Origin of the sequence: Sphingomonas cynarae (assembly GCF_039537815.1) — a bacterium.
GTDB lineage: Bacteria > Pseudomonadota > Alphaproteobacteria > Sphingomonadales > Sphingomonadaceae > Sphingomonas > Sphingomonas cynarae.
Genome location: NZ_BAABBF010000013.1, coordinates 1 through 26,868, shown reverse-complemented (window position 1 = coordinate 26,868; position 26,868 = coordinate 1). Strand labels below are relative to the sequence as shown.

At 67.2% G+C, this 26,868-nt stretch carries 23 protein-coding genes; 9 read left to right on the top strand and 14 right to left on the bottom strand.

Annotated elements, in window-relative coordinates:
- Positions 1 to 11: 11 nt before the first annotated feature.
- The 3 genes from aguB to ABD719_RS17815 all read left to right on the top strand — a co-directional run bounded on the left by aguB (position 12) and on the right by ABD719_RS17815 (position 3,063).
- Positions 12 to 872 (top strand): N-carbamoylputrescine amidase, encoded by an 861-nt coding sequence (gene aguB / locus ABD719_RS17825; protein WP_344694711.1) that lies wholly within the window; start codon positions 12 to 14, stop codon positions 870 to 872.
- Between the two features lie 53 nt (positions 873 to 925).
- Complete coding sequence (locus tag ABD719_RS17820; RefSeq protein WP_344694710.1) at positions 926 to 1,894, top strand: M48 family metalloprotease; 969 nt, start codon at positions 926 to 928, stop codon at positions 1,892 to 1,894.
- A gap of 113 nt (positions 1,895 to 2,007) precedes the next feature.
- Positions 2,008 to 3,063: a glycosyltransferase family 2 protein gene (locus ABD719_RS17815; RefSeq protein WP_344694709.1), complete on the top strand. Its 1,056-nt coding sequence runs from the start codon at positions 2,008 to 2,010 to the stop codon at positions 3,061 to 3,063.
- Between the two features lie 122 nt (positions 3,064 to 3,185).
- Here the strand turns inward: ABD719_RS17815 and ABD719_RS17810 are convergent, their stop codons facing one another.
- Complete coding sequence (locus ABD719_RS17810; RefSeq protein WP_344694708.1) at positions 3,186 to 3,914, bottom strand: class I SAM-dependent methyltransferase; 729 nt, start codon at positions 3,912 to 3,914, stop codon at positions 3,186 to 3,188.
- Position 3,915: 1 nt separating this feature from the next.
- Positions 3,916 to 4,287 carry a GtrA family protein gene (locus tag ABD719_RS17805; protein ID WP_344694707.1) on the bottom strand — a complete coding sequence of 124 codons (372 nt, stop codon included), beginning with the start codon at positions 4,285 to 4,287 and terminating at the stop codon, positions 3,916 to 3,918.
- 125 nt (positions 4,288 to 4,412) lie between these two features.
- On the opposite strand from ABD719_RS17805, the gene ABD719_RS17800 reads away from it, so the two are divergent.
- On the top strand, positions 4,413 to 6,197 hold the full coding sequence (locus ABD719_RS17800) for an AcrB/AcrD/AcrF family protein (RefSeq protein ID WP_344694762.1): 1,785 nt from the start codon (positions 4,413 to 4,415) through the stop codon (positions 6,195 to 6,197).
- A gap of 62 nt (positions 6,198 to 6,259) precedes the next feature.
- The gene (locus tag ABD719_RS17795; protein WP_344694706.1) at positions 6,260 to 6,436 is read left to right on the top strand and encodes a hypothetical protein; all 177 of its coding nucleotides are present in this window, start codon (positions 6,260 to 6,262) and stop codon (positions 6,434 to 6,436) included.
- Positions 6,437 to 6,491: 55 nt separating this feature from the next.
- On the opposite strand, the gene ABD719_RS17790 is transcribed toward ABD719_RS17795, so the two are convergent.
- The 10 genes from ABD719_RS17790 to argH all read right to left on the bottom strand — a co-directional run bounded on the left by ABD719_RS17790 (position 6,492) and on the right by argH (position 14,177).
- Entirely contained in the window at positions 6,492 to 7,115 is a 624-nt protein-coding gene (locus ABD719_RS17790) for a MarC family protein (protein ID WP_344694705.1), read from the bottom strand.
- Entirely contained in the window at positions 7,112 to 7,993 is an 882-nt protein-coding gene (gene folD / locus ABD719_RS17785) for a bifunctional methylenetetrahydrofolate dehydrogenase/methenyltetrahydrofolate cyclohydrolase FolD (RefSeq protein ID WP_344694704.1), read from the bottom strand. The genes ABD719_RS17790 and folD overlap by 4 nt, the downstream gene beginning before the upstream one ends.
- Positions 7,990 to 8,316 carry a DUF167 family protein gene (locus tag ABD719_RS17780; protein WP_344694703.1) on the bottom strand — a complete coding sequence of 109 codons (327 nt, stop codon included), beginning with the start codon at positions 8,314 to 8,316 and terminating at the stop codon, positions 7,990 to 7,992. Before ABD719_RS17780 ends, folD begins: the two co-directional genes overlap by 4 nt.
- The gene (locus ABD719_RS17775) at positions 8,288 to 8,587 is read right to left on the bottom strand and encodes a YggT family protein (RefSeq protein WP_344694702.1); all 300 of its coding nucleotides are present in this window, start codon (positions 8,585 to 8,587) and stop codon (positions 8,288 to 8,290) included. The genes ABD719_RS17780 and ABD719_RS17775 overlap by 29 nt, the downstream gene beginning before the upstream one ends.
- A 79-nt stretch (positions 8,588 to 8,666) precedes the next feature.
- Positions 8,667 to 9,581, bottom strand: coding sequence for an acetylglutamate kinase (gene argB, locus ABD719_RS17770; RefSeq protein ID WP_344694701.1), 915 nt, complete (start codon positions 9,579 to 9,581; stop codon positions 8,667 to 8,669).
- Positions 9,582 to 9,601: 20 nt separating this feature from the next.
- Positions 9,602 to 10,552 (bottom strand): CorA family divalent cation transporter, encoded by a 951-nt coding sequence (locus ABD719_RS17765; protein WP_425567216.1) that lies wholly within the window; start codon positions 10,550 to 10,552, stop codon positions 9,602 to 9,604.
- Positions 10,552 to 11,313, bottom strand: coding sequence for a precorrin-2 dehydrogenase/sirohydrochlorin ferrochelatase family protein (locus ABD719_RS17760; RefSeq protein ID WP_344694699.1), 762 nt, complete (start codon positions 11,311 to 11,313; stop codon positions 10,552 to 10,554). The genes ABD719_RS17765 and ABD719_RS17760 overlap by 1 nt, the downstream gene beginning before the upstream one ends.
- Positions 11,314 to 11,323: 10 nt before the next feature.
- Entirely contained in the window at positions 11,324 to 12,586 is a 1,263-nt protein-coding gene (gene lysA, locus ABD719_RS17755; RefSeq protein ID WP_344694698.1) for a diaminopimelate decarboxylase, read from the bottom strand.
- A complete protein-coding gene (locus ABD719_RS17750) occupies positions 12,583 to 12,816 on the bottom strand; it encodes a hypothetical protein (protein ID WP_344694697.1) in 234 nt (77 codons plus the stop codon). The genes lysA and ABD719_RS17750 overlap by 4 nt, the downstream gene beginning before the upstream one ends.
- Positions 12,813 to 14,177, bottom strand: coding sequence for an argininosuccinate lyase (gene argH, locus ABD719_RS17745; RefSeq protein WP_344694761.1), 1,365 nt, complete (start codon positions 14,175 to 14,177; stop codon positions 12,813 to 12,815). The genes ABD719_RS17750 and argH overlap by 4 nt, the downstream gene beginning before the upstream one ends.
- Positions 14,178 to 14,193: 16 nt before the next feature.
- Between argH and ABD719_RS17740 the strand changes: the two genes are divergently transcribed.
- From ABD719_RS17740 to ABD719_RS17725, 4 genes are all read left to right on the top strand, one after another.
- Positions 14,194 to 14,790, top strand: a complete 597-nt coding sequence (locus tag ABD719_RS17740; protein WP_344694696.1) for a TlpA family protein disulfide reductase — start codon at positions 14,194 to 14,196, stop codon at positions 14,788 to 14,790.
- 242 nt (positions 14,791 to 15,032) lie between these two features.
- Positions 15,033 to 16,904, top strand: coding sequence for a methyl-accepting chemotaxis protein (locus ABD719_RS17735; RefSeq protein WP_344694695.1), 1,872 nt, complete (start codon positions 15,033 to 15,035; stop codon positions 16,902 to 16,904).
- Between the two features lie 422 nt (positions 16,905 to 17,326).
- Positions 17,327 to 20,272, top strand: coding sequence for a TonB-dependent receptor (locus ABD719_RS17730; RefSeq protein WP_344694694.1), 2,946 nt, complete (start codon positions 17,327 to 17,329; stop codon positions 20,270 to 20,272).
- 83 nt (positions 20,273 to 20,355) lie between these two features.
- Positions 20,356 to 22,056 (top strand): alpha-L-fucosidase, encoded by a 1,701-nt coding sequence (locus ABD719_RS17725; RefSeq protein ID WP_344694693.1) that lies wholly within the window; start codon positions 20,356 to 20,358, stop codon positions 22,054 to 22,056.
- A 151-nt stretch (positions 22,057 to 22,207) separates the two neighbouring features.
- Here the strand turns inward: ABD719_RS17725 and ABD719_RS17720 are convergent, their stop codons facing one another.
- Positions 22,208 to 23,362, bottom strand: coding sequence for an MlaA family lipoprotein (locus ABD719_RS17720; protein ID WP_344694692.1), 1,155 nt, complete (start codon positions 23,360 to 23,362; stop codon positions 22,208 to 22,210).
- A 273-nt stretch (positions 23,363 to 23,635) separates the two neighbouring features.
- Positions 23,636 to 26,491 carry a hybrid sensor histidine kinase/response regulator gene (locus ABD719_RS17715; protein ID WP_344694691.1) on the bottom strand — a complete coding sequence of 952 codons (2,856 nt, stop codon included), beginning with the start codon at positions 26,489 to 26,491 and terminating at the stop codon, positions 23,636 to 23,638.
- Positions 26,492 to 26,868: the final 377 nt, after the last annotated feature.

Below are 26,868 nucleotides of genomic sequence, written 5' to 3'. Positions count from 1 at the left end.
AAGGGCTGCGCATGACCCAGATCACCGTCGCCGCGCTGCAACTCGGCTTCTCGACCGATATCGATGCCAACATCGCCAACGTGTCGCGCCTGGTGCGTGAGGCGGCGGCGCAGGGGGCGCAGGTGATCCTGCCGCCCGAACTGTTCGAGGGCGAATATTTCTGCCGGGTCGAGGACGAGGGGCTGTTCGCCAACGCCGCCCCCGTCACCGAACACAAGGCGGTCCTCGCGATGCAGGCGCTGGCCGAGGCGTTGAAAGTGACGATCCCGACCAGCTTCTTCGAGGCGGACGGACCGCATCATTACAACAGCCTCGCGATGATCGGCCCCGATGGCGAGGTGCAGGGCGTCTATCGCAAGAGCCACATCCCCGATGGCCCCGGCTATGAGGAAAAATTCTATTTCCGCCCCGGTAACACCGGGTTCAAGGTCTGGCCCGCCCCGCCCTCCGCACCCGGCTGGAAACTGGGCGTCGGCGTCTGCTGGGACCAGTGGTATCCCGAAACCGCGCGCGCGATGATGCTGATGGGGGCGGAACTGCTGTTCTACCCCACCGCGATCGGCAGCGAGCCGCACGACACCAGCCTCGACACCGCCCGGCTGTGGCGGCGCGCGATGGTCGGCCATGCAGTGTCCAACGTGGTGCCGGTGATCGCCGCCAACCGGATCGGCACCGAGCACGACCAGACCTTCTACGGCACTAGCTTCATCACCGACGAACGCGGCGACATCCTCGCCGAACTGGGGCGCGAGGAGGAAGGCGTGATCGTCGCGACGCTCGATCTCGACCGGATCAGGCGGCACCGCGCCGCCTTCGGCTTCTTCCGTGATCGCCGCCCCGAACTGTACGGACGGCTGGTTCAGGATATCTGATCCGGAACCGGGGCCGCGTCGGTGCTTTCTGTGTGGCAAAGGGGACCATATCGATGAAGACGCCGCTGTTCGCCGCCCTCCTGCTGGCCACCACCGTCACGGCATCGCCTGTGGCGGCACAACAGGCGATCTCCGCCTCGGACCGGCAACAGGGCAATGCCGCGCATCCGCAACTCATGGCGGAGTTCGGCGGCGCCTATACCGGCCCGCAGGCGGCCTATGTGGCGCGGATCGGCAAGCAGGTCGCGGTGAAATCGGGCCTGTCGAACGCGGCGGGGGATTTCACCGTCACCACACTCAATTCGCCTGTGGAAAACGCCTTCGCGATCCCGGGCGGCTATATCTACATCACCCGGCAATTGCTGGCGCTGATGAACTCGGACGCCGAACTCGCCTCGGTGCTGGGGCATGAGGTCGGCCATGTCGCCGCCCGTCATGCCGCCAGCCGCAACAAACGCTCGACGATCGGATCGGTGCTGGCGGCGGCGGCCAGCATGGCGACGGGCAGCGAGCTGGCGGGGCGGGCGATCGGCACCGGTGCGCAGCTCTACACGCTGAAATACGGGCGCGATCAGGAATATCAGGCGGACGCGCTGGGCGTGCGGTACATGACCGCCGCGGGCTATGATCCTTATGCGGCGGCCGATATCCTGTCCGCGCTCGATGCCTCCACCGGGCTGGCGTCGAACGGCACGGGGCGGTCGCAGCCGACCTGGATGTCGTCCCACCCCAACAGCGCCGATCGCGTCCGCCGCGCGGTGCAACTGGCCGCCGCCACTGGGCGGCCGGAAACCACGCCGCCACAGGATGTCCGTTTCCTGCGGATGCTCGACGGCCTGCCCTATGGCCAGGGGCGGCAGGTGATCCGGATCGCGACGGTGGGGCCACGCGACACGATCGACACCCTGTCGGCGCGGATGGCCGGCGATACGAAGCGGGAGCGGTTCATGGTCCTGAACGGGCTGGTCGACGATCGGCCGCCGACGCCGGGGTCGCTGGTGAAGCTGGTCGTCGCCGGTTGACCCCCGGCGGGAACGGCCCGCGTTCCGCGTGGAACTTTCACGAAGCATGTTTCACGTCATCGCCTCATCATGCCCGATGACGGCCCGGCCCGGCCTCGCTACAACGCCGGGTCATGCATCGCCCTGCGTTATCGATCGTCGTTCCCTGCTACAACGAAGCCGCCTGTCTCGACCTGCTCCACAAGCGGGTGTCGGCGGCGGCGTGGGCGGCGGTCGGGGACGATCACGAGATCGTGTTCGTCAACGACGGGTCGCGCGACGATAGTTGGGCGGTGATGCAGCGGCTGGCCGCCGCCGACCCGCGGCTGGTGGCGATCAACCTGTCGCGCAACCACGGCCACCAATTGGCATTGACCGCCGGGCTGGACCTGTGCGCCGGGCAGCAGATCCTCATCATCGATGCCGATTTGCAAGACCCGCCCGAACTGCTCGCCGACATGCGGGCGGCGATGGCGGCGCAGGGAGCCGATGTCGTCTATGCCGTTCGCCGCCGCCGCGAGGGCGAGACGGTGTTCAAGAAGGCGACCGCCGCGCTGTTCTACCGCGTGCTCGATCGCGTCACCGATACGCCGATCCCGCTCGATACCGGCGATTTCCGGCTGATGAGCCGCCGTGCGCTCGACGCGTTGCTGTCGCTGCCTGAACAGGCGCGCTTCATCCGGGGGATGGTGGCGTGGATCGGATTCCGGCAGGTGCCTTTCCCCTACGATCGGGCCGAACGCCATGCGGGGGAAACCAATTATCCGCTGGGTAAGATGATCCGGCTCGCCTTCGATGCCGTCACCGGCTTTTCCACCGCGCCGCTGCGCTTCGCCAGCCATGTCGGGCTATGGCTGACGGCGGTATCGCTGCTGCTGATCGTCTATATCGCGATCGGCTGGTTGTCGGGCACGGCGGTGCAGGGTTGGACCTCGACGATGCTGGTCACCGTGGTGCTGGGCGCGGTGCAGATGTTCGTGCTGGGGATGATCGGGGAGTATCTGGGCCGGCTGTACATCGAATCGAAGCGGCGGCCGCTATATCTGGTCGCCGACGTGGCGGGGCCGGTGCTGGGTCAGGCGACCCTGGGTTTCCGGGCGGAGGTTACGCCTGATCCTCTCCCCTCACTTTCGAAGGATGAGCCGGTCGGTGAGCGCGGCATCCGCGAAAGCGCCCTGCCCCGTCCTTAGCCCGTCATTGCGAGCGTAGCGAAGCAATCCAGGGCGTCACGCGCCGGACGCTGGATTGCTTCGCTACGCTCGCAATGACGGATGGGGGCACGTCATCATGCTACAAACGAGCAGGGACTGTCCTAGGCCGGCTTCGCCAGTGTCACGATCGACACGCCCGGCCCCATCGGCACGCGGCCGACCATGTGGCGTTCCAGCCGGAAGATGCTTTCGAACAGCTTGTTGACCGCAGGCGGCGGCGGCGAATCGTCGCTGTCGTCGCGGCCGGTCAGCCGGCCGGCCAGCCTGGCCCCTGCCGCCAGAGGGAACAGCAGGCTGTTGAAATAACCCAGCTTCTCCGGCTTCAAACCTGCCGCCGCGATAGCGGCGCGCAGCGTCTTCTTGGAATAGCGGCGATGGTGGTGGTTCACCACGTCGTGCGCACTCCACAGCCATTGATGCGCGGGCACCGCGATCAGGATCTTGCCGCCGGGTGCCAGACAGGTCGCCATCGCGGCGAGTGCTGCGACATCGTCCTCGATATGCTCCACCACGTCGAGCACCGCGACCAGATCATAGGCGCGGCGCGGCACGCCGGGCAGCGCAGGCAGCGGCGCATCGCCGATCGGGCGGCCCAGCCGCTCCGCCGCGATCGCGCGCGCGGCGGGATCGATCTCGATCGCGTCGACATGGCCGAACTGCGCGAGCATCGGCAGGTTGTGGCCGGTGCCGCAGCCGATCTCCAGGATACGCGCCTGCGCCGGCAGGTCGCCGAAGCGGCGGAGATAATCCGCCAGGATGTCGCGGCGCGCCCGGTACCACCAGTGCGTCGAGTCGTGGGCCGCCATGCGGTCGTAGACGATCCGATCCATATCAGGCGAATACCCAGAGACGGTTGAGGGCGAAGATCGCGAGCGGCGTCACAAATAGCACCGGTACCAGCGGCCACCACCACGGCCCCGCCAGCATCGCGTCGTCGGTCAGCAGGAACACCCAGCCGGTGTTGATCGCATAGCTGATGAGCGAGACCAGGAAGAAACGGATCGTCGTCTGCCGCATGTCGGCGCCGTGGCCACGAAAGCTCCACCGGCTGTGAATGACGTAGCCCGCCAGCATCGCGATCAGATAGCCGGCGAGATTGGCGACCTGTTCGGAGGTGACGCGGTATTTGGCGAGCGGCGAATAGACGATCGTGTAGAGCGCGGTCGTGATCCCGCCCGCGATCGCGAAGCGGAACAGCTGCATGAACAATTCGCTCTGCCGCCATCTGTCGATTCTGGATAACACCGCCACCGCTTGCCCTTTGCGCCGCCATCCGTAGAGCGGACCCCCGCGCTTAGAGGGCGCGACGACAAGGGGAAAGCGTTTTGATCCTGGATGGGGCGCCTGCGTTGCGGCGCGAACTGGAGCGCCGCTGGCTCGCCTTCGTCGTCATCGCGTGGGTCGTGGCGTCGGCCTGGTTCGTATTCGACCGGTGGAGCGCGATCCGCTGGCTGTCGCTGGGCGATACCGACGACAATATGCGCCTGATGCAGGTGCGGGCATGGATGGCCGGTCAGGGCTGGTACGACCTGCGCCAGTACCGGATGAACCCGCCCGCCGGGTTCGACATCCACTGGAGCCGGATCGTCGACCTGCCGATCGCGGGGCTGATCCTGTTCTTTCGCCAGTTCACCTCGCCAAGCTGGGCGGAGCGGCTGGCGGTGGGGATCGCGCCGCTGCTGCCGCTGGGCATCGTCATGGTGTCGCTGGCGGCGGTGACGCGGCGACTGGTGGCGCCAGTAGCATGGCCACTGGCGCTGATCTTCCTGATCGCCAGCGCCGGCGCGACGATGCTGATGTTCATGCCCGAACGCATCGACCATCATGGCTGGCAACTCGCCTGCCTGGCGGTGACGGTGGCGGGCCTCAGCGATCCGCGGCGCGGGCGCGGCGGCGCGCTGGTCGGCCTCGCCAGTGCGATGTCGCTGTCGATCGGGCTGGAACTGCTGCCCTATTGCGCGATGGCGGGGGCGATCCAAGCACTTCGCTGGGTGTGGGACCGGTCCGAGGAACGCCGGCTGGAAATCTATGCGATCACGCTGGCGGGCGGCGGCGCGGCTGGCTTTGTGCTGTTCGCTTCGGAAGCGAACCGGGTGATGCGGTGCGATGCGCTGACGCCGGTCTGGCTCAGCGTGCTGGTGGCGGCGGGGGCGCTGCTGTACCTGATCGCGCTGATCGCGCCGCGCACGATTGTGGTGCGCGCCGGGCTGGCGGTGGCGGCGGGGGCAACGATCGCGATCTGCTTCGCGATGTTCTTCCCACAATGTCTTGGCCGGCCCGAACAGGTGTCGCCCGAACTGGTGCGGACATGGCTGTCGAACGTACGCGAGGCCAAGCCGCTCTACATGCATCCCTTCCGCGTCGCCTTCGTGATCGCGACGTTGCCCGTCATCGGGCTGATCGGTGCGATCATCGGCACGTGGCGTGCGCGGCACACGCCGGAGCTGACCGGCTGGGCAGCGGTGACGTTGTTCACCGCCTTCGCCGTCGCGATGCTGGCATGGCAGGCGCGTGCCGGGCCGGCGGCGCAGTTGCTCGCGATCCCCGGCGCGGTCGCGCTGGCGGCGCTGATCCTGCCGAAGATCCTCGGCCACCGGCTGATGGCGGTGCGGGTGATCGGTACGGCCGCGGGGTTCATCCTCGTGTCCGGGCTGTTCGCCGGCTATGTCGTCCGCTGGCTGCCCGCCAAGGCACAGGCCAATGCCTATACGAAGCGCGTCAACGCCGCGACGGGCGAGTGCATGCGCACCTCCCGCCTGCTGATGCTGAACGCATATCCCGCCGCGACGGTGTTCACCTTCACCGATCTGGGGCCGCGCCTGATCACCGTGACGCACCACAATGCGATTGCCGGGCCGTATCACCGCAACGGCGACGCGATCCTCGACGTGCAGCATGCCTTTGCCCGGTCACCCGCCAATGCGCGCGCGATCATGAAGCGGCACGGTGCGACGCTGCTGCTGGTCTGCCCGAACATGAGCGAGGCGACGATCTATCGCGCGCGCAATCCCGGCGGTTTCTACGACCAGATGGCGCATGGCGAGAAGTTCGGCTGGCTGACGCAGTTGCCGCTGCGCAAGGGCGCGCCGTACCGGCTTTACCGGATCGGGTAGGAAACGATTCGTTTCGGACCTTGGTGGCCCTTTACCATCGTGTTTTGCGTACAGGCGCGGTTATGCAAACGATATCCTCCCCCGATCGCCGGCGCGCACTGGCGGCCCTGATCGCCGAATCGCTCAGCCTCGCGGATGCGCTGGGGCTGGGCATGGTCAGCCTGTCGCTCAACGGCGCGCTGGAGGACCTGACCGGGCATGGCATCCCGCCGGCAGGGTATGAGACGGCGGCACACTGAGCCTGCCGCCGTCATTGCAGGCGGGGCAACGCCACGCCCCTTGCGATGACGGCAATCAGCGCAGTGCCACTTCCACCCCGTCGATCACGAACTGCACCGCCAGCGCGGCGAGCAGGACGCCGAGCAGGCGGGTGATGACCGCCTCGATCTTCGCGCCCAGCAGTCGCATGATCGGCCCCGCCGCCAGCAGCGCCACCAGCGTCAGTGCGAGGATCGTCGCCAGCGCGGCCAGCACCACCAGCGTCCGTTCCAGCCCGTCGTTGCGGCTCATCAGCAGCATCACCGACGCGATCGAGCCGGGACCGGCGATCATCGGCATCGCCATCGGGAAGATCGAGACGTCCTCCGCCTCTTCGGGGATTTCGGCAACCTTGGCGGCGCGATCCTCGCGGCGCTGGGTGCGCTTCTCGAACACCATCTCCAGCGCGATCAGGAACAGCATGATGCCGCCTGCGATGCGGAAGCTGGCCAGTTCGATGCCGAGCCCGTGGAGCAGGTCCTCGCCGAACAGCGCGAAGACCAGCAGGATCGCGGCGGCGACGCCGACCGCGCGGATCGCCATCGCCTTGCGGTGCGCGGGCGAGGCCGCCGCCGAGAGCCCGGCATAGATCGGCGCGCAGCCGGGCGGATCGATCACCACGAAGAAGGTGATGAGCGACGAGACGAACAGTTCGATCATGACGCCGTGTCAACCGGGGCCGCCGCCACGCCCTCGCGCCGGCAGGCGGAGACATAGGTGTTACGGAGCAGGCAGGCGATCGTCATCGGCCCGACCCCGCCCGGCACCGGCGTGATCGCGCCCGCGACCGCCATTGCTTCGGCAAAATCCACGTCGCCCACCAGCCCGGTTTCGGTACGGTTGATGCCGACGTCGATCACGGTCGCGCCCGGCTTGATCCAGTCGCCCTTCACCAGCGCGGGGATGCCGACCGCCGCGACGACGATGTCGGCAGCACGGATCCGCGCGGGCAAGTCGCGGGTGCGGCTGTGCGCGACGGTGACGGTGCAGCTTTCCGCGATCAGCAACTGCGCCATCGGCTTGCCGACGATGTTGGAGCGACCGATCACCACCGCGTCCAGCCCCGACAGGCTGCCATGCACCGATTTCAGCAGCATCACGCAGCCGAGCGGAGTGCAGGGGACGAAGCCCGGCATCCCCGTCGCCAGCCGGCCGGCATTGACCGGGTGGAACCCGTCGACGTCCTTGTCCGGATCGATCGCGAGCAGCACGGCCTGCGCATCGACCTGTCGCGGCAGCGGCAGTTGCACGAGGATGCCATCGATCGCGGGATCGGCGTTCAGGTCCGCGACCAGCGCCAGCAGCGTCGCGGTGTCGGTATCGGCAGGCAGGCGATGCTCGACGCTTTCCATCCCCGCCTCGCGCGTGGCGCGACCCTTGCTGCGGACATAGACGGCGGAGGCGGGGTCCTCGCCGACGAGCACCACCGCGAGGCCGGGCGCGCGACCGGTGGCGGCGCGGAAGGCGGGGACGTGGCCGGCGATGGCGGCGCGGAGGCTGGCGGCATGGGCCTTGCCGTCGATGATGGTGGCGGTCATGGTTCGCCCGCATAGAGGCTGCGCGCAGTTTCTGCCAGCGCGGCGGGATCGCCGGCGATGCGCAGGCGCTTCAACCGGGCGGTGTCGCCGGCGACGATCGTCACCGCGCGTCTGGGCACCGTGAAGGCCGCGGCGACCAGCGCGATCAGCGCGGCGTTCGCCTTGCCGTCGACCGGCGCGGCAGCGATGCGCGCCGCCAGCCATAGCCCCTCGCCCCCACCCAACCGGTCACGGCCCCCGCGCGGCGTGACGCGGACCGCGACGACGATGCCATCGGCGGTCGGCGTCCACGCATCAGGCGACGCCGATATAGCTGGCCGCAATGTTGGGAATCACGATCTCACCCAGAATGTAGATCAGCAGCAGGACGATCATCGGCGACAGGTCGAGCGCGCCGAAATCGGGCATGATGCGACGGATCGGGCGGTACAGCGGCTCCGTCATCCGGCCCAGCGCGGTCCAGACCGTGCGGACGAGGTCGCTGTGCGTATTGATGATGTTGAACGCGACCAGCCACGACAGGATCGCTTGGATGACGATGATCCACCAGACGATGTTGAGTAGCAATTGGGCGATCTGAAGAAGCGCGATCAAAGGGGGAGCCTCCGGTGGGGATAGGTCACTCTATAGGAAGCCGCAGGGCTGCGTAGAAGCCCCGCGCCGATATCGCCCGTCAGCGTGCGCCCGCTTTCGCGCTGACCAGCGTGCCCGCCCCGGCGCGGGTGAAGATTTCCAGCAGCATCGCATGCGGCACGCGCCCGTCGAGGATCACGGCGGCGTCGACACCCGATTGCACCGCCGCCACGCACGTCTCGATCTTGGGGATCATGCCGCCGGTGATGGTACCGTCCGCGCGCAGTTCGGCGACGCGGGCGGGATCGAGCGAGGTGAGCAGTTCGCCCTGTTTGTCGAGCACGCCGGCCACGTCGGTCAGCAGGAAGAAGCGCGCCGCACCCAGCGCCGCGGCGATCGCGCCCGCCATGGTATCGGCGTTGATGTTGTAGGTATGGCCGTCCGCGCCGATCCCCACCGGCGCGACCACCGGGATGATCCCCGCATCGGACAGCGTATCGAGGATGCGGCGATCGACCGCGATCGGTTCGCCGACGAAGCCCAGATCGACGTGGCGCTCGATTCCCTGAAGCGGATCGGGGTCCATCCGTCCGACCTTTTCGGCCAGCACCAGATTGCCGTCCTTGCCGGAAATGCCGACCGCACGGCCGCCGGCCTGCCCGATCCAGCCGACGATATCCTTGTTGATCGATCCGGCCAGCACCATTTCGGCGATCTGCGCGGTTTCCTTGTCGGTCACGCGCAGGCCGTTGATGAACCGCGACTCGACGCCCAGCCGCTTCAGCATCGCGCCGATCTGCGGCCCGCCGCCATGGACCACCACCGGGTTGATGCCGACGGCCTTCAGCAGCACCACGTCCTCGGCGAAATCGCGCTGCAGTTCGGGATCGCCCATCGCGTGGCCGCCATATTTCACGACGAAGGTCTGGCCGGCATAACGCTGCAGATAAGGCAGCGCCTCGGTCAGGGTTTCCGCCTTGGCGAGCAGTTGGGGATCGGGCGTGTGGTCGGTCATCCCGGCCCTTTAGCCACTCCTCAGCGGGTGAACCAGTGGCGCTGCACGAAGTAGATCACCACCCCGGCCGCGATCACCGCGCACAGGCCGGCGATCGCATCGAACGCCCAGGGTTCCTGCGCATAGGGCAGGTTCGCCACGTTCATCCCGTACAACCCGGTGATGAAGGTCAGCGGCAGGAACACCAGCGCCGCGATCGAGATGACGAGCGAGCGGGTGTCGATCTGCTCGGCGCGCAGGTCCGACAGCGTTTCGTGCATCAGGGCGGAGCGTTCGCGGATCGACTCCAGTTCCTCGGCCATCCGCGCGGCGCGATCGGCGGCGGCGGCGAGGTGGAGGCGATCGTCGTCGCCCAGCCAGTCACCCGGCAATGCCGCCAGCTTCTCCAGCGCGGCGCGCTGCGGGCTGAGGAAGCGGCGATAGCCGATCGCGGCGATCCGCACCTTGCTGACGGTGCGGCGCAGTTCGAAGATGCGGCTGGCGTCGATCCGCTCCTCGCAATCGTCCAGCTCGTCGCCAAGCTGCGCGACATCGGGGTCGAGATCGGCGGTGATCGCGGCGGCGAAGGCGGTGATGAGGTCGCCGGGATCGTGCAAATGCCCGCCCTTCGCCTCCGCCTTCACCATGCCGACCGCGATCAACGACTTGCGCGTGACCGAGAAGACCCGGCCCTTCTCCGCCCAGATGCGGACCGAGGCCAGCAGATCGCCGTCCAGCGCCGCCTGCGAACGGCCACGCAGGTTGAGGAACGCCCCCTCGCCGAACGCCTCGCAGCGGGGACGCGTCTCGGTCGCGGTGAGGGCGTCGACGACGTAATCGTCCAGCGCCGCGCGTTCGTGCAGCCAGCCACGCGTCTCGTCGTCGATCTGCGGCAGATGTATCCAGACCAGGTCGCCACGCACCGCCAGCGCCTCGTCCGGGGTGATCGCGGTGGCCTGGCCCCGGACGAAGCGGACGCAATACGCCTCCATCACCATGCCATCCGCACGTCGACGGTCAGGCCCGGCCCCACGTCCGCCGGTCCGACGATCCGCGCGGCATCGGCGCGGGCGCGGTCGATGATCGCGGGCGGCACGTCTGCACCGTGGAACACCCGGTCGGCATTGGCGAGCAGGCGGGCGTGACGCAGCGTCAGGTCGTCCGGATCGGCGGAGGTCAGCATGATCGGCTCCAGCCGTTCGGGTGCACCGCCGGCGGCAATCGCCGCGACCATGTCGATCCCGGCATGGTCGGCCAGTGGATCGAGCGGACCGCCCGGCGCCAGCGCCGCGCCGATCGCGCGGCGGCGGGCGCCCATGTCGGGCAGCGCGGCGCGCAGACCGGCACGCGCGGCGTGCATCCCGCGCGCCAGATCGCCGAGCGTCGCGGGCAGCAACGCCTCCAGCCGCTGGCGCAGCGCCGCCGCCAGCCCGGCGGAGACGCCGCCGGTGCCGATCGCGACCAGCACCGGATCGCGGTCGACGATCGCGGGCAGCGTGAAATCGCAATGATCGGGCCGGTCGACCGCGTTGACCAGCACCCCGCGCGCCTTCAGCCGGGCCACCGCCGCCAGCGCCACATCCTCCTCGTCGATCGCGACGATCGCGAGCGCGGCCTGTGCCGTCTCGCCGACGACCACCGCGCCGGCGCGATCGAGCAGGCGGCGCTTGGCATCCGCCGCCTCGCCCTCGCCCAGCAGGATCACCGGTCGGCCCGCCAGCCGCACGAACAACGGCAGGCTGTGCAGGCTCATGCCCCCGCCCTCACCCTTGCAGCCAGTCCGGCACGCGCTCGGCGGCGATCAGCGTTTCGGCCGCCACCCGGTCGGCGACGACCGCGAACCGGTCGCCATCGACCAGCACCTCGGGCACCAGCGGCCGGCTGTTATAGGTCGACGCCATCGTCGCGCCATAGGCGCCGGCGGTACGCAGCACGGCGAGGTCGCCGGACACGACACGGTCGATGTCGCGCCCCATCGCGAAGGTGTCGCCGCTTTCGCAGACGGGGCCGGCGATGTTCGCCGTCATCCGCTCGCCCGTAGGGCGCACCGCGACGAAATCGTGATAGGCATCGTAGAGGGCGACGCGGGCGAGGTCGTTCATCGCGGCATCGACGATGACATAGGGATGGACGACGCCGGGCTTCACCCAGATCACCTCGGTAACCAGCACCCCGGCATTGCCCGCGATGACGCGGCCGGGCTCGAACATCAGTTCCGCGTCCCAGTCGGCGGTGACGCGCGCGACCATTGCGCCGTATTCGGCCGGGCTGGGCGGCATGTCCCCCGCCTTGTAGGGGACGCCGAGACCGCCGCCGAGATCGACATGGGTGATGGTGTGGCCGGCGGCGCGCAGCTCGGCGACCAGTTCGCCGAGGCGGACATAGGCGGCCTCCAGCGGCTTCAGGTCGAACAACTGGCTGCCGATATGGACCGCGACACCGCGCAGGTTCAGCCCCGGCAGACCCGCCAGCCGGTCGAACATGGCCGGCGCCTGATCGATCGGTACGCCGAACTTGTTTTCCTTGCGCCCCGTGGAGATCTTGGCGTGGGTGCCGGCATCGACATCGGGGTTCACCCGCAGCGTGGCGGGCGCGCGCAGGCCGCGTTCGTGCGCCAGTTGCGCGAGGACGACGCCCTCCTCCTCCAGTTCGAGGTTGAACTGGCCGATCCCGGCATCGAGCGCGGCGGCGAGTTCGGCGCGGGTCTTGCCGACGCCGGAGAAGACGATGTCCTTCGCCGGCATCCCGGCGGCGAGCGCGCGCCGCATCTCGCCGACGGAGACGACATCGGCGCCGTAGCCCTCGTCCGCCAGCACGCGCAGCACCGCGAGGTTGGGGTTCGCCTTGATCGCATAGGCGAGGTGCTTGCGCGGCACGCCGGCCAGCCCCTCGCGGAACACGCGCGCATGGCGGCGCAGCGTCGCGGCGGAATAGATATAGACCGGGGTGCCGACCGCCTCGGCGATCACCGGCACGGCCACGTCCTCGACGTGCATCACGCCATCTGAATAATCGAAATGGTTCATCGCGGTGGCAGATCGAACTCGTCATTGCGGCGCTGGTCGGAACGACGAAGCAGCTCGTCGCTGCGCTGCGGGCGCTGTTGCGGGGTGGGGGCGAGCAGTTCCTGTGGCGTCGGCGTCGCACGTGCGCCCACCGGTGCGACCGGCAGCGAGCTGCCCTCCGGCGGTTTCAGCCCGGCGGCGGACCCGCACCCGGCGAGCAGCAGCGGCAGCGCGATCAGGACGGGCCTCATGCCTCTCCCCTTGCCGCCGTGATCGCCGCGCGGACATTGGCGGGGGCGGTGCCGCCGAAACTGGTACGGCTGGCAACCGAGGCGTCGACCGACAGCACGTCGTAGACCGAGGCATCGATGCGACCGTCGATCGCGGTCAGTTCGTCCAGCGACAACGCATCGAGGCCGATGCCCAGTTTCTCCGCGCGCTTCACCGCGCGACCGGTGACGTGATGCGCCTCGCGGAATGGCAGGCCACCCTCGCGCACCAGCCAGTCGGCCAGATCGGTCGCGGTGGAGAAGCCGGCCTCCGCCACCTGCCGCATCCGGTCGGTGCGGAAGGTGGCGCTGTCGACCATCCCGGTCATCGCCGCCAGACACAGGCCGAGCAGGTCGTGTGCTTCGAACACCGGCGGCTTGTCGTCCTGCATATCCTTGGAATAGGCGAGCGGCAGGCCCTTCATCGTCACCATCAGCGACGTCATCGCGCCCATGATCCGGCCGGCATGGCCGCGCACCAGTTCGGCGGCGTCGGGATTGCGCTTCTGCGGCATGATCGAACTGCCGGTCGACCATTGGTCGGACAGCGCGACGAAGCCGAAGGGCTGCGACGCCCACAGCACGAATTCCTCCGCCAGCCGCGACAGGTGCAGCGCGCACTGCGTCGCCGCCGTCAGGTAATCGAGTGCGAAGTCGCGGTCGGACACTGCGTCGAGCGAGTTGGTGGTCGGCCCGTCGAACCCCAAAGCCGTCGCCGTCGCATGGCGATCGATCGGGAAACCGGTGCCCGCCAGCGCCGCCGAGCCGAGCGGACAGCGGTTCAGCCGGGTACGGGCATCGACGAAGCGGCTGATATCGCGCGCGATCATCGCGTGATACGCCATCAGGTGATGGCCCAGCGTCACCGGCTGCGCGGATTGCAGATGGGTGAAACCAGGCATCACGCTGCCGGCATGGTCCTCCGCCCGCGCCAGCAGCGCGACCTGCAATGCGGCGAGCGCGGCCAGTACCTGATCGATCGCGTCGCGCACCCACAGGCGGAAATCGGTCGCGACCTGATCGTTGCGGCTGCGCGCGGTATGCAGCCGGCCGGCGACCGGGCCGATCGCCTCGGCCAGCCGTGCCTCGGTCAGCATGTGGATGTCTTCGAGCGACAGATCGTCGGGCACGCCGTTCGCTGCGTAATCCGCCGCCACCGTCTCCAGCCCCGCCGCGATCGTCGCCGCATCTTGCGGAGAGACGATGCCCTGTTTGCCGAGCATCGCGACATGCGCCAGCGATCCGGCAATGTCCTGTCGCCACATTCGCTTGTCGAACGGCAGCGAGGCGTTAATCTCACGCATCACCGCCGAGGGCCCTTCCGCAAAGCGGCCGCCCCACATGGCATTGGAGGATTTCATGCGTTCGTCGATCATTCCGGTCCTGCTTGCGGGCCTGCTGGCCGCGTGCGGCGATAAGCCCTCGGCCCCGGCGGGGCAAGGCAATGCGGCAGGCGCGCCGTCCGCCGACGAGGTGAGCGCCGACGAGGCACCCCCCGCCGCCGCTGCCGCCCCGCGCAGCGGCTCGTTCGACCGGAGCCATGCGGGCGAGGCGGCGCCGACGCTCGGCTTCCTCGATCCGGCCGGCAAGCCGGTGACGCTGGCGTCGTTTCGGGGCAAGCCGGTGCTGCTGAACCTGTGGGCGACGTGGTGCGGCCCCTGCGTGAAGGAACTGCCGACGCTGGACGCGCTGGCCACGCGTGAGGCGGGGCGGCTTCATGTCGTGACGCTCAGCCAGGACATGGACCCGGCCAAGGTCGCGCCCTTCTTCGCCGCACGGAAGTTCACGACGCTGAAAGCCTATACCGACCCCAAGATGGCATGGGTGCCCGCGGTGGCCAGCAACCTGCCGACCAGCATCCTGTACGATTCGGCCGGGCGCGAGGTGTTGCGCACGGTCGGCGACCTCGACTGGACCGGTGAACTGGCGACCAAGGCGATCGCGGCAGTCGGATAACGCCGGCGGCGTCGCGGTGGCCGGTGGCAGGCTGGCTGGCTGGCTGGCTGGCTGGCTGGCTGGCTGGCTGGCTTTGAAGATCATCGCCAGATGCATCGACCACCGGCGTCGAAACGACCAATCGGTATACCAAAATCGATTGTCTGCGTCCGTCCGGTGCAATCTCGTCCTAAACCTAGGGAACCGGGCACGCGTCACAGGCGCGCGCAGCCCAGATTGACGAGGCGACCTAGGGACACATCATGACGACACTCAACAACCTGAAGATATCGATCAAAATATCCCTCCTGTTGTCGCTGATCGGAATCGTCGCCCTGGGCCTGGCATGGACATCGTCCAGCCGGCTGATGGCCGCCGATTCCCGGTACGGCAATCTGATCGCGCATACGATGGAACCGACCATTCACCTCGCCCGCGCCAACAGGTCGTTGCTGAGCATGAGCTACCGATCGTATCAGACGCTGGTCTATGACGGCGGCTCGCCAAAGGCCCATGCCGCTGCCAAGGGCGAAAAGACGGCGTTCGATGCCGCCATCGGATCGCTGGATCAGGCCAAGGCGGGCGACCCCGCCGCTGCGACGATCATCGACGATTTCGCCAGGGAACTGACTGCCATACAGGACAGGTACGCGCAGGGCGTCGCGCTGGGGTTGCGCAATGACAATGATGCGGCACGCCGGATGCTGCAGGACGGCGACGCGCTCGCCGACCGGCTGCAGGGGCGGTTCGCGCCCTATAACGAGAAGCGGATCAATTTCGCCAAGACCTCGTCCGCCGATCTCACCGCGTCGAACCGTCACACGTCGACGACGCTGATCGCGGTGGCGATCGTCAGCGTGATCGCGGGTCTGGGGTTGGCAATGGTCGCGACGCGCAAAGGTATCACAGGGCCGCTCGACCGACTTCGCGGGCAGATGGCCGACATGGCCAGCGGCCGTTACGACGCCGGGATCGTCGGCATCGATCGCGGCGACGAGGTTGGCGCGATGGCCAGGGCAGTACAGGTCTTCCGGCAGGACGGCATCGCCAAGCAGGCGGCCGATCAGGCAAAGGCACGCACCGATGCCGAACAGAAGATGGTGGTCGACACCGTATCGACTCACCTGTCCGACCTGTCGAACGGCGACCTGACCGCCACGATCGATACGGATTTCCCCGCCGACTATGCGGCATTGAAGCTGAATTTCAACGAAGCGCTGGACAAGCTGCGCGACCTGATCGGCTCGGTGTCGGAGAGTGCGACCACGATCCGTACCGGCTCCGGCGAGATCGCGCAGGCGTCCGAGGATCTCGCACGCCGTACCGAAAGCAACGCCGCCTCGCTGGAGGAGACTGCTGCCTCGGTCACGCAGATGGATGGTCGGCTGCGCGCGTCAGCGGTCGCGGCGACGCGGACCGTGGAACGCGCCGATCAGGCGATCGCCACGGTCGGTGGCGGCCGTGCGGTCGCCGACGAAGCGGTACAGGCGATGGGCCGGGTGTCGGACAGCGCCAAGGGCATCGACTCGGTGATCGAGGGGCTCGACAAGATCGCGTTCCAGACCCGGGTGCTGGCGATGAACGCCGCGGTCGAGGCGGGCCGGGCGGGCGATGCCGGACGCGGCTTCGCAGTCGTCGCCGATCTGGTGTCAGCGCTGGCGATGCGTGCCGAGGAGGAAGCCAAGCGGGCGCGTGACCAGCTGACGGTGACGCAGACCGATATCGTGACGGCGGTCGAAGCCGTCACCAAGGTCGACGGCGCGCTCGCCAACATCTCGGGTGATGTGGCGCAGGTCCACGAACTGCTGGCGACGATGGCGGCGGACAATCAGGCGCAGTCGGCGGCGATCACGCAGATATCGGCCGCAATCGGGACGATGGACCAGTCGACCCAGCAGAACGCCGCGATGGTCGAGGAAACATCCGCCGCCGCGCGCAATCTGGCGGGCGAAGTCGGCAACCTGAGCGAGCAGGCAAGCCGGTTCAATATCGGACACACCGGCGCGCATGATCGCAAGCCGGCCGGCAAGCCCGATTACGGCAAGCCGGAAGCCTATGGCTCACACATCCGTCCCCTGCCGGCGGTCGCCGTTCCCGCCATGGTGCGGACGGACGACGAATGGACGTCATTCTAGCGTTCGGGATACGCGGCCCGGGACCCGAAGAGTGATGCCCTCCAGGCCATGACGACCACCGCCCGACCGACGACGAACGACTGACCGGTGCCACCGCCTCCAGACAGGGGCGGTGGCATCATGTTTGAAACGCGCCCGTCGATTATCGACGCCGCGGCGCCACCCCGCATCGAATGTCGTGCCGGGCCGCAATCCGCACTCGACAGCGGCGCCGCGCCATCTGGACTGGCCAGACCCCATCCCGCTCACAGATAGCGAACGCTACCACTCCCATTGCTTTGGCAGGAAAGCCTTTTATACAAGGTTCCGGCCGTGGATTCGCTCGATTATGATAGCGCTATCACGATCAAGATGACGGCGTGACATGCCTCGGGCTGCTGCAGTCTGGCCATGAAGCGCGCATCCAGGAGAGGAAAAGAACAATGCAATCGACTGTCATCGCCCTGTCGCCGCGCCCATGCCCGAATCGCCAGCGGTGGCTGAACGCCTGCGCATCGTCGGCGCTGCTGGCCTTCGGTATTTCTCCCGTGGTCGCGTTTGCCCAGACGACCGTTCAGGTCGCGAATGGCGATGCCGGTCAGATCCAGCCCGGACAGGCCGATGGTAGCGTCGGCGGCCAGCCACCCCGCACCGGCACGGCAGGGGAGCCGGCCCCTGCCGCGCAGGCGCCGATCGGTGCCGAGGCCGCGACCGACACCACCGAGGACGATGCCATCGTTGTTACCGGTATCCGCGCCAGTGTGCGGTCGGCGCAGCAGATCAAGCGCAACGCCGAACAGATCGTGGATTCCATCGCGGCCGAGGATATCGGCAAGCTGCCCGACCGTAACGTCGCCGAGGCATTGCAACGCATTTCGGGCGTGCAGGTGGAGCGGAACTTCGGCGAAGGCAGCTCGATCGCCATTCGCGGCCTGACCCAGGTCCGCACCGAGGTGAACGGCCGGGACAGCTTCACCGCCAATGGCGGCCGTGGCCTCAGCTTTGAAGACGTGCCGTCCGAGTTGCTGGCCGGCATCGACATCTACAAGAATCCATCGGCCGATCTGATCGAGGGCGGAATCGGCGGCCTCGTCAACCTGCGCACGCGCAAGCCGTTCGATTTCGCGGGTGCGAAGTTCGCGGCGAGCTTCGGGCTCAACCATTACGACCTGGTGGACCAGACGGAACCGCAGGCCAGCGCGCTGGTCAGCTATCGGTGGAACACGCCGATCGGGCAGGTCGGCATCCTCGCCAACGTCTCGTATCAGCGGACCGCGTTCCGGCAGGATACGGTGTCCACCGAACCATTCTACACCTTCGGCGCCGGGACCGACCTCGGCCCCTTCCCGGGCCGTGGCAACGCGACGACCACCGTTCCGTCCGGCGCCGGCATCGGCCAGGTCCAGGGCGACCGCCAGCGCTTCGGCACCGACATCGCGGTGCAGTGGCGGCCAACCGACCGGCTGGAATTCACGGGCGAGATGTTCCGTTCGGAATACAACTTCGTCTTCCGCGACTATTCGTTCTTCGCGTTCACCGGCACCAGCAACATCATCCCGTCCACGATCGATCCGCCGCAGTTCGACAGCAACGGCGAATTCATCCGAGGATCGTTCGTCGACGTACCGACCGCCTCCAACACCAGTTTCTCGACACGCGATTCGGTGACCACCGACTACTCGCTGAACGGCAAGTGGAATCCGACCGATCGCCTGAACGTCAGCGCGGATTTCCAGTACATCAAGGGCACGTCGAGCCAGGATCGCGCGATCGTATCGCTCAGCCCGCCGAACACGACGGTGACGCAGGACCTGTCGGGCGCCGTGCCGGTGCTGACGCTGCCGACCGGCGCAGGGTTCACCAACCCCGCGAATTACGGCCTCGGCTATTATCTCGACAACATCGACGATTCGTCGGCGCGCGAATATGCCGGGCGACTGGACGCCGAATATAAATTCGACGGGGCGCTGAAATCCATCAAGGTCGGCGGGCGCTACACCAACCGGCGCGCGAACAACGCCTCGACGTCGTACCGCAATTTCGTGGGCTTTTTCGGCGGCCCCGGCACGCTGCCGGACTCCAGCTTCTACGAGGTGTTCGACACCAGCAGCTTCTTCCGTGGCCGGCCGGGCCTGTTCGGCGACGTGCTCGCCTTCCCGCTGGCCATCCTGAACGATTATGGTTCGACGCGCCGCAAGCTGGCGACGCAGTTGCCGGACGCGGCGGCGGCGGCGTTGATCGCGGGTCAGTCCTATCTGCCCAGCGATCGCAACACCCAGGTCGAAAGGACCTATGCAGGCTATGCGACCGCCCGGTTCGGGCTGGACGATTTCGCGGTGCCGTTCGACGGCAATGTCAGTGTGCGGGTGGTCCGCACCGAATCCCGGTCCAACGGCTTCCTCAGCCAGACGCCGCAGGTCCGGGTACTCAATCCCGATGGATCGCCGGCCTTCAACGGCGACGGCAGCCCCGCCTTCCAGAACGGCACGACCAGTTTCGATGCGGTGAACGCGGACAGCAACTACACCAAGTTCCTGCCCAGCCTGAACCTGCGGTTCCGCTTCACGGAGCGGCTGCAGCTCCGGCTTGCCGGATCGAAGGCGCTGACGCGGCCGGACTTTTCGCAACTCAATCCCAACCTGAGCATCACGCAACCCAATCCGGCCACGCCGAACCCGGTCCGTCCGATCGCCACCGGCGGCAATCCGTTCCTGCGGCCGCTGGAAGCGGACCAGTTCGACGCATCGCTGGAATGGTATTTCTCCAACACCGGGCTGCTGTACGCGGCCGGGTTCTACAAGAAGATCGACGGGTTCATCGCCAGCACGGTGACCCCGGAAACCTACACGTTCGGCAACACCAGCGTCGTGTACGACGTCAATCGCCCGGCCAATGGCGACGACGGCAAGGTCAAGGGCATCGAGATCGGCGGCAACACCTTCTTCGACTTCCTGCCGGGGCTGCTCAGCGGTTTCGGCGTGCAGGCGAACTTCACCTATGTGGATTCCGAGGCACCGTCGCCGACCGCGATCGATACCGGCGGCGCCCGCATCACCGTGCCGCTGGAGGGGCTGTCCAAGTACAGCTACAATTTGATCGGGCTGTACGAAAAGGGTCCCGTGTCGTTCCGCGCCGCGTATAACTGGCGCAGCCGGTACGTCCGCACGACGGCGGGTAACGGCACGCGCAACCTGCCGATCTACTCGAACGCGTTCGGCCAGCTCGACGCGTCGGTCACGTACAGCTTCAACGACCATGTTGCGTTCACCGTCGACGGCACCAACCTGACCAACACGCGGCGCGACACCATCTTCGGGCTCGACACGCGGCCCCGCGATTCGGTGCTGAACGACCGCCGGATCAGCGGCATCCTGCGGCTGAACTTCTAAGGGGCGGCAGGGAGCCCGGATCGCTACCACGCGTCCGGGCGCCCTGCCCCCGGCACGACCGGCAAGATACTGGGGACTGCACGATGACACCGATCGATCGCCGCACCGTGCTGGCCGGCGCCACCGCGCTGGGCCTGAGCCCGCTTCCCCTCGCGGCGGAAGATGCGAAGGCCGCTGCTGCGCCACCGTCGCCGCGGGCGGCGCTGCGCCCGGTGGCGGTGCCCGCGCCGCGCACCTTCACGGCCGACTGGGCATCGCTGGCCGCCGGCTACACCGCACCGGACTGGTTCCGGGATGCCAAGTTCGGCATCTGGGCGCATTGGGGCGCGCCGTCGGTGCCCGCCGCCGGCGACGACTGGTACGCGCGCAACATGTACCTGCAGGGGCACCCCTCCTACGCCCATCACCGCGAGCATTACGGCCACCCCGCCGATCGCGGATTCATGGAGATCCAGCATGCGTGGAAGGCCGAACGCTGGGACCCCGCCGAACTGCTCGATCTCTACAAGCATGCGGGCGCGCGCTATTTCATGGCGCTCGCCAATCATCACGACAATCTCGACTGCTATGCCTCGTCCCATCATGGCTGGAACACCACCCGCGTCGGCCCCGGGAAGGACATCATCGGCACGTGGGAGAAGCTGGCACGCGCGCGGGGCCTGCGGTTCGCGGTGTCCAACCATTCGGGTCACGCCTGGCACTGGAACCAGCCGGCCTATGGCTATGATCCGGAAGGCCCCCGGCGCGGCGAGCGTTACGATGCCGCCAGGCTGACACGCGCCGACGGTCGCGGCACGTGGTGGAACGGGCTCGATCCGCAACAGCTATATGGCGGGGCGACGATGCGGATGCCCGACGATATCGGGTCGATCGCCGAGGCCAATGCCTGGCATGCCGCCACCGACGGGCTGTGGAACGAGGGTCCGTCTCCCGATCCGGCATTCGTGAACCGCTGGCTGCTGCGCTGTCGCGAACTGATCGACCGTTACCAGCCGGACATGCTGTATTTCGACAATCACGACCTGCCGCTCGGGCAGGCCGGGCTGGATATCGCCGCCTATTTCTACAACCACAACATGCGCCGCAACGGCGGCCGGCTGGATGGCGTCTGCACCGCGAAGGAAACCCCGCCCCAGCGCCGCATGGGGCTGGTCGATGTCGTGGAGCGGGGGCAGAAGGGCCATATCGATCCCTATCCCTGGCAGACCGAAACCTGTCTCGGCAACTGGTTCTACGGCGAGCAGTATCTGCGCGACAATCGCTACAAGACGCCCGCCAAGGTTCTCCACACGCTGTGCGACGTCGTCTCGAAGAACGGCAACATGATGCTCAGCGTGCCGATCAGGGGCGATGGCACGATCGATGCCCGGGAACGCGAGATCGTGGAGGCGATCGGCGTCTGGATGCGCCGTTATGGCGATGCGATCTACGCCACCCGGCCCTGGCGCATCCATGCCGAGGGGCCGACCGGTTCGGGCGGCGGCAGCTTTTCGGAAGGTGGCCAGGACACGGCCTATACGGCGCGGGATATCCGGTACGTCCGCAAGGGCGAGGCGGTACATGCGCTGGTGCTGGGTTGGCCCGACGACGGCGTAGTGCGGTCGACCCTGCTGGGCGCCGCCAATCCGGTCGGCCGCGGGCGGATCGAGCGGGTGTCGGTTCCCGGCGGCGCGGCGCTGCCGTTTCGCCGCACCGCCGCTGCCCTGGAGGTCGACGTCCCCGCCCGGCTGCGCAACGCGATCGGCATCGCCCTGATCGTCGAGGGCCCCGGACTGACCGACTGACCGATGGCGCGGGATGTCGGGTGGCGTAGGACGGCTGGCCCTGTGCTTTGCTCCCGCCCGCATCGAAGGCGGACAGGACCGCGATGCCGCCGGTCACGCCATCGCGACCGGCTTCGTCACCGGTCGGTCCCCACACCGGGGACATGGTGGATCACTGGCCCGAAGGGCCGCCATCCGATGGTGTCGGGGCAGACGCCGGGGAACGCAGCCGCTCGGACGGGTCCGGGGTCGACGTGTCCGGGGTCGACGTGTCCGGGGTCGACGGGGGCGGCTCCAGATCGCGGGGGACGAACGGGCGGACGCTTGGCGGCGGTCCCGTCATGCCGGCCGGATCATTGTCGCCGCGACCATGCAGCCGGTCGATTTCGGCCTGCCGCCGGTTCAGGTAAAAGGCGCGGGAGGCGGCATAGGGATCGGGCGAATTGTCGTGCAGGTCCTTCAGCGTCTGATCGAACTCGGACCGGTGGTCGAGCGTCCCCAGAACGCCGGCCGGTATCGCATAGGTCGCACTGGTGAAGGGACTGCCGACCGCCGCCGGCAGGATAAGGCGGTCGATCGCCCCCCCGAACAGGTCCCGGACGGTCGTCGGCCCCACCAGAGGCAGAAACAAAAACGGTCCATTCTTGATGCCGTAATAGCCCAGCGTGTTGGCGAATCCGTTCGAGCGTCGCGGCAGACGGAACGGCTTCCGCTTGGCGATATCCACCACCCCGACGGCACCGATCGTGCTGTTGATCGCGAACCGGCCGACCGTCTCGACCGCCTTTCCCGGCTTCAACTGCAGCAGGAAGTTCAGGAAGACGATCGGTTCGCGCAGATTATACAGGAAATTGTGGATGCCCGACCGGATCGGGCCCGGCACCGTCTTCTTGTAGGTCCTGGCCACCGGGCCGACCACCGCATCATCCACCTTCTGGGTGACGGCGAAGGACTCGGCATTGATCGCGCGCAGGGGATCGCCTGCCGCTTCCTTGCGGCCGGTGACGATGATGTCGTTTTGGGGAGAATGGCCGGAAGGCGCCGCCTGCCCCCCCTGTGGCGGGGTCGAAGGGGTGGCAGGCGTTACAAGGGTCGCAGGCGTAGCAGGGCCATCCGGCTCGACAACGGGCGACGGCGGAACGGCGGTGGCGGCCTGTGACGGGTTCTGCCCGGGCGTCTCCTGCTCGACGGATATTGCCTGTCCGGATGGCCGCGGCAGGGTGTCCGGGGCCATCTGGATCGGGGCGGTTGCGGCTGGTGGCACCAGCGCCGGCAATATCTCGACGGAACTGCCCGCGAGCAACAGCGCAACCATGACTACCGACATCGACGCTTGCCATCCTCTGAGCGGCTTCCCTCATCCTATGGAAGCCCAGTCGTTAAGGACATGCTCCCTGATGCCCGCATGCGATAGGGCCAATCGTCACGGGCGCGCCGGACCGGCACCGGGACAGCAATGAAATCCGGAGGTTGAGCCTCGCTGCCTGGATGGTTGCGCCGGTATGCCGGCCTGCACGCCCCGCGGGAACCCGGGTGGGCGGATCGCGGCGCCGGCCGATCGCGACATGCCCGACCGCGGGCCTGTCGCCACGTCCTTGCCTCAGCCCTCGATCAGATCGCGTATTCGCGTCGCGAGGATGTCCATTCCAAATGGCTTCGTCAGAACATGCATTCCGGGGTCGAGATGACCGTGACTCAATACGGCGTTCTCCGCATATCCGGTGATGAACAGAACCTTCAGATCGGGGCGCGCGACCCGTGCGGCATCGGCGACCTGCCGGCCGTTCAGCCCGCCGGGCAGGCCCACATCCGTGATGAGCAGATCGATGCGCAGGTCGGAATTGATGACCTTCAGCCCGGCCGCACCGTCCGCTGCCTCGATCGCGGTATAGCCCAGGTCGGTCAGTACCTCCGCGACGAGCATGCGCACGGTCGGCTCGTCATCCACGACCAATACCGTTTCCCCGGCCTCGGCACGCGGCGCCGCCCCGGTTTCCAGCGCGATATCGGTCGTCTCGGCCTCCCCTTGATGCCGGGGGAGATAGACGCACACCATCGTACCCTGATCGACCTCCGAATAGATCGCCACCGAACCACCCGATTGTTTGGCGAAACCGTAGATCATCGACAGGCCAAGGCCGGTGCCTTCGCCGATCGGCTTGGTGGTGAAGAACGGATCGAACGCCCGGGCGATCACCTCCGGCGTCATGCCGGTACCTTTGTCGGACACGCACAGGGAAATATACTGGCCGGGGTCCAGACCGCGTTCTTTGGCCATGCGCTGGTCCATCCAGCGATTGCAGGTTTCGATCGTGATCGTGCCGCCCTGCGGCATCGCGTCCCGCGCGTTGATGCACAGATTGAGGATGGCGTTCTCCAGCTGGCTGGGATCGATCAGGCTGGGCCACAGCCCGGCGGCATTGACCGTCTCGACGTCGACCAACGGCCCGACCGTACGACGGATCAGATCCTCCATTCCACTGACGAGGTGATTGACGTTGGTCGGCTTGGGGGCGAGCGTCTGCCGGCGTGAGAAGGCGAGCAGCCGGTGGGTCAGCGCCGCCGCGCGCTTGGCCGCGCCCTGCGCTGCGCCGACATAGCGTTCGACATCATCGGTCCTGCCCTGCGCGATGCGGATCTGCATCATCTCCAGACTGCCGGAAATCCCGGTCAACAGGTTGTTGAAATCATGCGCAAGGCCGCCGGTGAGCTGGCCGACCGCTTCCATCTTCTGCGCCTGCCGCAACGCATCCTGTGCCGTCATGAGATCCGCCGTCCGCTCGGCGACGCGGGTCTCCAGCGTCTCGTTAAGCTCCCGCAGGGCCTTTTCCGCGCTCTTGCGCTCGGTCAGGTCCAGCATCGCCCCGATCATGCGGATGGCGGCTCCCTCCTCGTTGCGGAAGACATGCCCGCGGTCGAAGACATCGGCGAAACTGCCGTCGCCACGGCGAAAGCGATACTCGGATGTCCAGTGGTCGTCCGCCCCGGCGATGACGGCGTGGATATCCGCATCGACCCGCTCCCGGTCATCGGGATGGATGTTCCCGATCCACCAGTCGCCGGTCGGCTCGATCTCGTCCTCGGTATAGCCGAACAGCACCCGCACCGCCTCGTTCCACTCGACGCAGTTCGAGGCCAGGTCCCAGTCCCAGATCGCGTCGTTGGTCGCCTTGGCGGCAAGACGGTAACGTTGCTCGGTCTCGCGCAGCGCAGCCTCGGCACCGCGTCGTTCGGTCTCGTCGCGAGCGATCTTGATGAAGCCGGTGATCGCGCCCTGTGCGTCGTGCAGCGGACGAACCGATCCATTCGCGAAGAACCGGCTTCCGTCGCGTCGAAGATGCCATCGCTCGTCACTGGCGCAGCCCTCGTCACGTGCCTTCGTCAATTCTTGCGTCGGAACGTCGGCAGCGCGATCCTCGGGAGTGTACAGGATGTCGACGGAGCGGCCGCGAATCTCGTCGGCGGACCAGCCGAAGACGGTTTCGGCACCGGGCGTCCAGTCCATGACCCGGTTGCGGATATCGACCGTGAATATGGAATGATCCTTCACCCCTTCCACGATACGCCGGCTACGTTCCTCGCTCTCCCGCAATTCGGTCTGCGCGCGATGGGCTTCCGTGGCGTCCTGACCCTGGACGAAGATGCCGGTCACGTTGCCGGCATCATCGACGATCGGCTCATAGATGAAGTCGAGGATATGTTCCTCCCGGTCGCCATCGCCTGCATCCAGCAAAAGCGGTATGTGATGGGCGACGAACCGCTCGCCTGTCTGATAGACGCGGTCCAGCAGTTCGTAATAACCCTGGTTTTCCAGTTCGGGAAAAGCCTCGCGCACCGTCCGGCCGACGAATTCCCGATCGCCGAACAGACGGCGATAGGTCGCGTTGGCGAACTCGTACACATGGTGGGGTCCGTGCAGGATGGTGATGAACCCCGGTGCCTGTTCGAACAGACGCTGCTGCCGTCGGATATCGGCGGCACGACGGCGTTCGGCCAGAACCTGATCGGTAATCTCGGTACAGGCGCAGAACAGCCCCTCCACCACCCCGGCCTCACCCCGGACCGGCGTATAGGAAAACGCGAAATGGGCCTCCTCCAGATACCCGCGCCGGTGCATCATCAGCGTGATGTCGTCCATGTGGACGGGGATGCCGCCATAGGCCTGCCGGACGATCGGGGTCAGGTCGGCCTCGATTTCCGCCCAGACCTGCATGAACGGGCGTCCGAGCGCGTGCGGATGCTTGTCCGCCAGAATGATCGCATAAGCGTCGTTGTAGAACAGCGTCTGCTCCGCACCCCAGGCGACGAACATGGGCTGATTGGAACCGAGCACGATGCTCACCACGGTCTTCAGCGGGGTTGGCCATTCCGCCGGCACGCCCAGAACGGTGTCGCGCCAGTCATAGGCGCGGATGGCAGCGCCCATCTGGCCACCATCGACGAGAAAACTGAGCATCTCATGTTCCGATATTATGATGTTCGACCTGTCACCCGGCACGCCGTTCGTCGTCCGGTATGTCTGTCCAATATGTAGACCGTGGGAGGGCCTTCCTCAATGATGCGACGTTAAAAGCCGACGGACTTCCCTGACGTGGAGCAACGGTTCGACCGGTGAAATTGGGTCGGCGCCACGTGGTTTCAACGTTGAAGCTCTCCGGTTCTTCTCAACCGGCTTTGAGCGAGAGTTTTCTGGTCCTGTGCCCCTTCTAGGTCGTGTCTGCATTCAGGGATTCCGTTTGATGTGAAGTTCTGGTTCAAGGCTGGAGGAAGGAGCCAGCGGTGAGCAGACGGACACTGACGGATGAGCAATGGGCGCGGATCGAAGGTCACCTT

What these genes read in the sequence shown, in the direction of transcription:
- ABD719_RS17735 (WP_344694695.1), top strand. Translation starts at nt 15,033, where the DNA reads ATGACGACACTCAACAACCTGAAGATATCGATCAAAATATCCCTCCTG.
- ABD719_RS17765 (WP_425567216.1), bottom strand. Translation starts at nt 10,552, where the DNA reads ATGGAGGCGTATTGCGTCCGCTTCGTCCGGGGCCAGGCCACCGCGATC.
- ABD719_RS17815 (WP_344694709.1), top strand. Translation starts at nt 2,008, where the DNA reads ATGCATCGCCCTGCGTTATCGATCGTCGTTCCCTGCTACAACGAAGCC.
- ABD719_RS17820 (WP_344694710.1), top strand. Translation starts at nt 926, where the DNA reads ATGAAGACGCCGCTGTTCGCCGCCCTCCTGCTGGCCACCACCGTCACG.
- ABD719_RS17715 (WP_344694691.1), bottom strand. Translation starts at nt 26,491, where the DNA reads ATGCTCAGTTTTCTCGTCGATGGTGGCCAGATGGGCGCTGCCATCCGC.
- ABD719_RS17790 (WP_344694705.1), bottom strand. Translation starts at nt 7,115, where the DNA reads ATGATCGAACTGTTCGTCTCGTCGCTCATCACCTTCTTCGTGGTGATC.
- ABD719_RS17810 (WP_344694708.1), bottom strand. Translation starts at nt 3,914, where the DNA reads ATGGATCGGATCGTCTACGACCGCATGGCGGCCCACGACTCGACGCAC.
- ABD719_RS17795 (WP_344694706.1), top strand. Translation starts at nt 6,260, where the DNA reads ATGCAAACGATATCCTCCCCCGATCGCCGGCGCGCACTGGCGGCCCTG.
- lysA (WP_344694698.1), bottom strand. Translation starts at nt 12,586, where the DNA reads ATGAACCATTTCGATTATTCAGATGGCGTGATGCACGTCGAGGACGTG.
- argH (WP_344694761.1), bottom strand. Translation starts at nt 14,177, where the DNA reads ATGTGGGGCGGCCGCTTTGCGGAAGGGCCCTCGGCGGTGATGCGTGAG.
- ABD719_RS17760 (WP_344694699.1), bottom strand. Translation starts at nt 11,313, where the DNA reads ATGAGCCTGCACAGCCTGCCGTTGTTCGTGCGGCTGGCGGGCCGACCG.
- ABD719_RS17750 (WP_344694697.1), bottom strand. Translation starts at nt 12,816, where the DNA reads ATGAGGCCCGTCCTGATCGCGCTGCCGCTGCTGCTCGCCGGGTGCGGG.
- ABD719_RS17740 (WP_344694696.1), top strand. Translation starts at nt 14,194, where the DNA reads ATGCGTTCGTCGATCATTCCGGTCCTGCTTGCGGGCCTGCTGGCCGCG.
- ABD719_RS17720 (WP_344694692.1), bottom strand. Translation starts at nt 23,362, where the DNA reads ATGTCGGTAGTCATGGTTGCGCTGTTGCTCGCGGGCAGTTCCGTCGAG.
- ABD719_RS17730 (WP_344694694.1), top strand. Translation starts at nt 17,327, where the DNA reads ATGCAATCGACTGTCATCGCCCTGTCGCCGCGCCCATGCCCGAATCGC.
- folD (WP_344694704.1), bottom strand. Translation starts at nt 7,993, where the DNA reads ATGACCGCCACCATCATCGACGGCAAGGCCCATGCCGCCAGCCTCCGC.
- argB (WP_344694701.1), bottom strand. Translation starts at nt 9,581, where the DNA reads ATGACCGACCACACGCCCGATCCCCAACTGCTCGCCAAGGCGGAAACC.
- ABD719_RS17725 (WP_344694693.1), top strand. Translation starts at nt 20,356, where the DNA reads ATGACACCGATCGATCGCCGCACCGTGCTGGCCGGCGCCACCGCGCTG.
- ABD719_RS17805 (WP_344694707.1), bottom strand. Translation starts at nt 4,287, where the DNA reads ATGCAGCTGTTCCGCTTCGCGATCGCGGGCGGGATCACGACCGCGCTC.
- aguB (WP_344694711.1), top strand. Translation starts at nt 12, where the DNA reads ATGACCCAGATCACCGTCGCCGCGCTGCAACTCGGCTTCTCGACCGAT.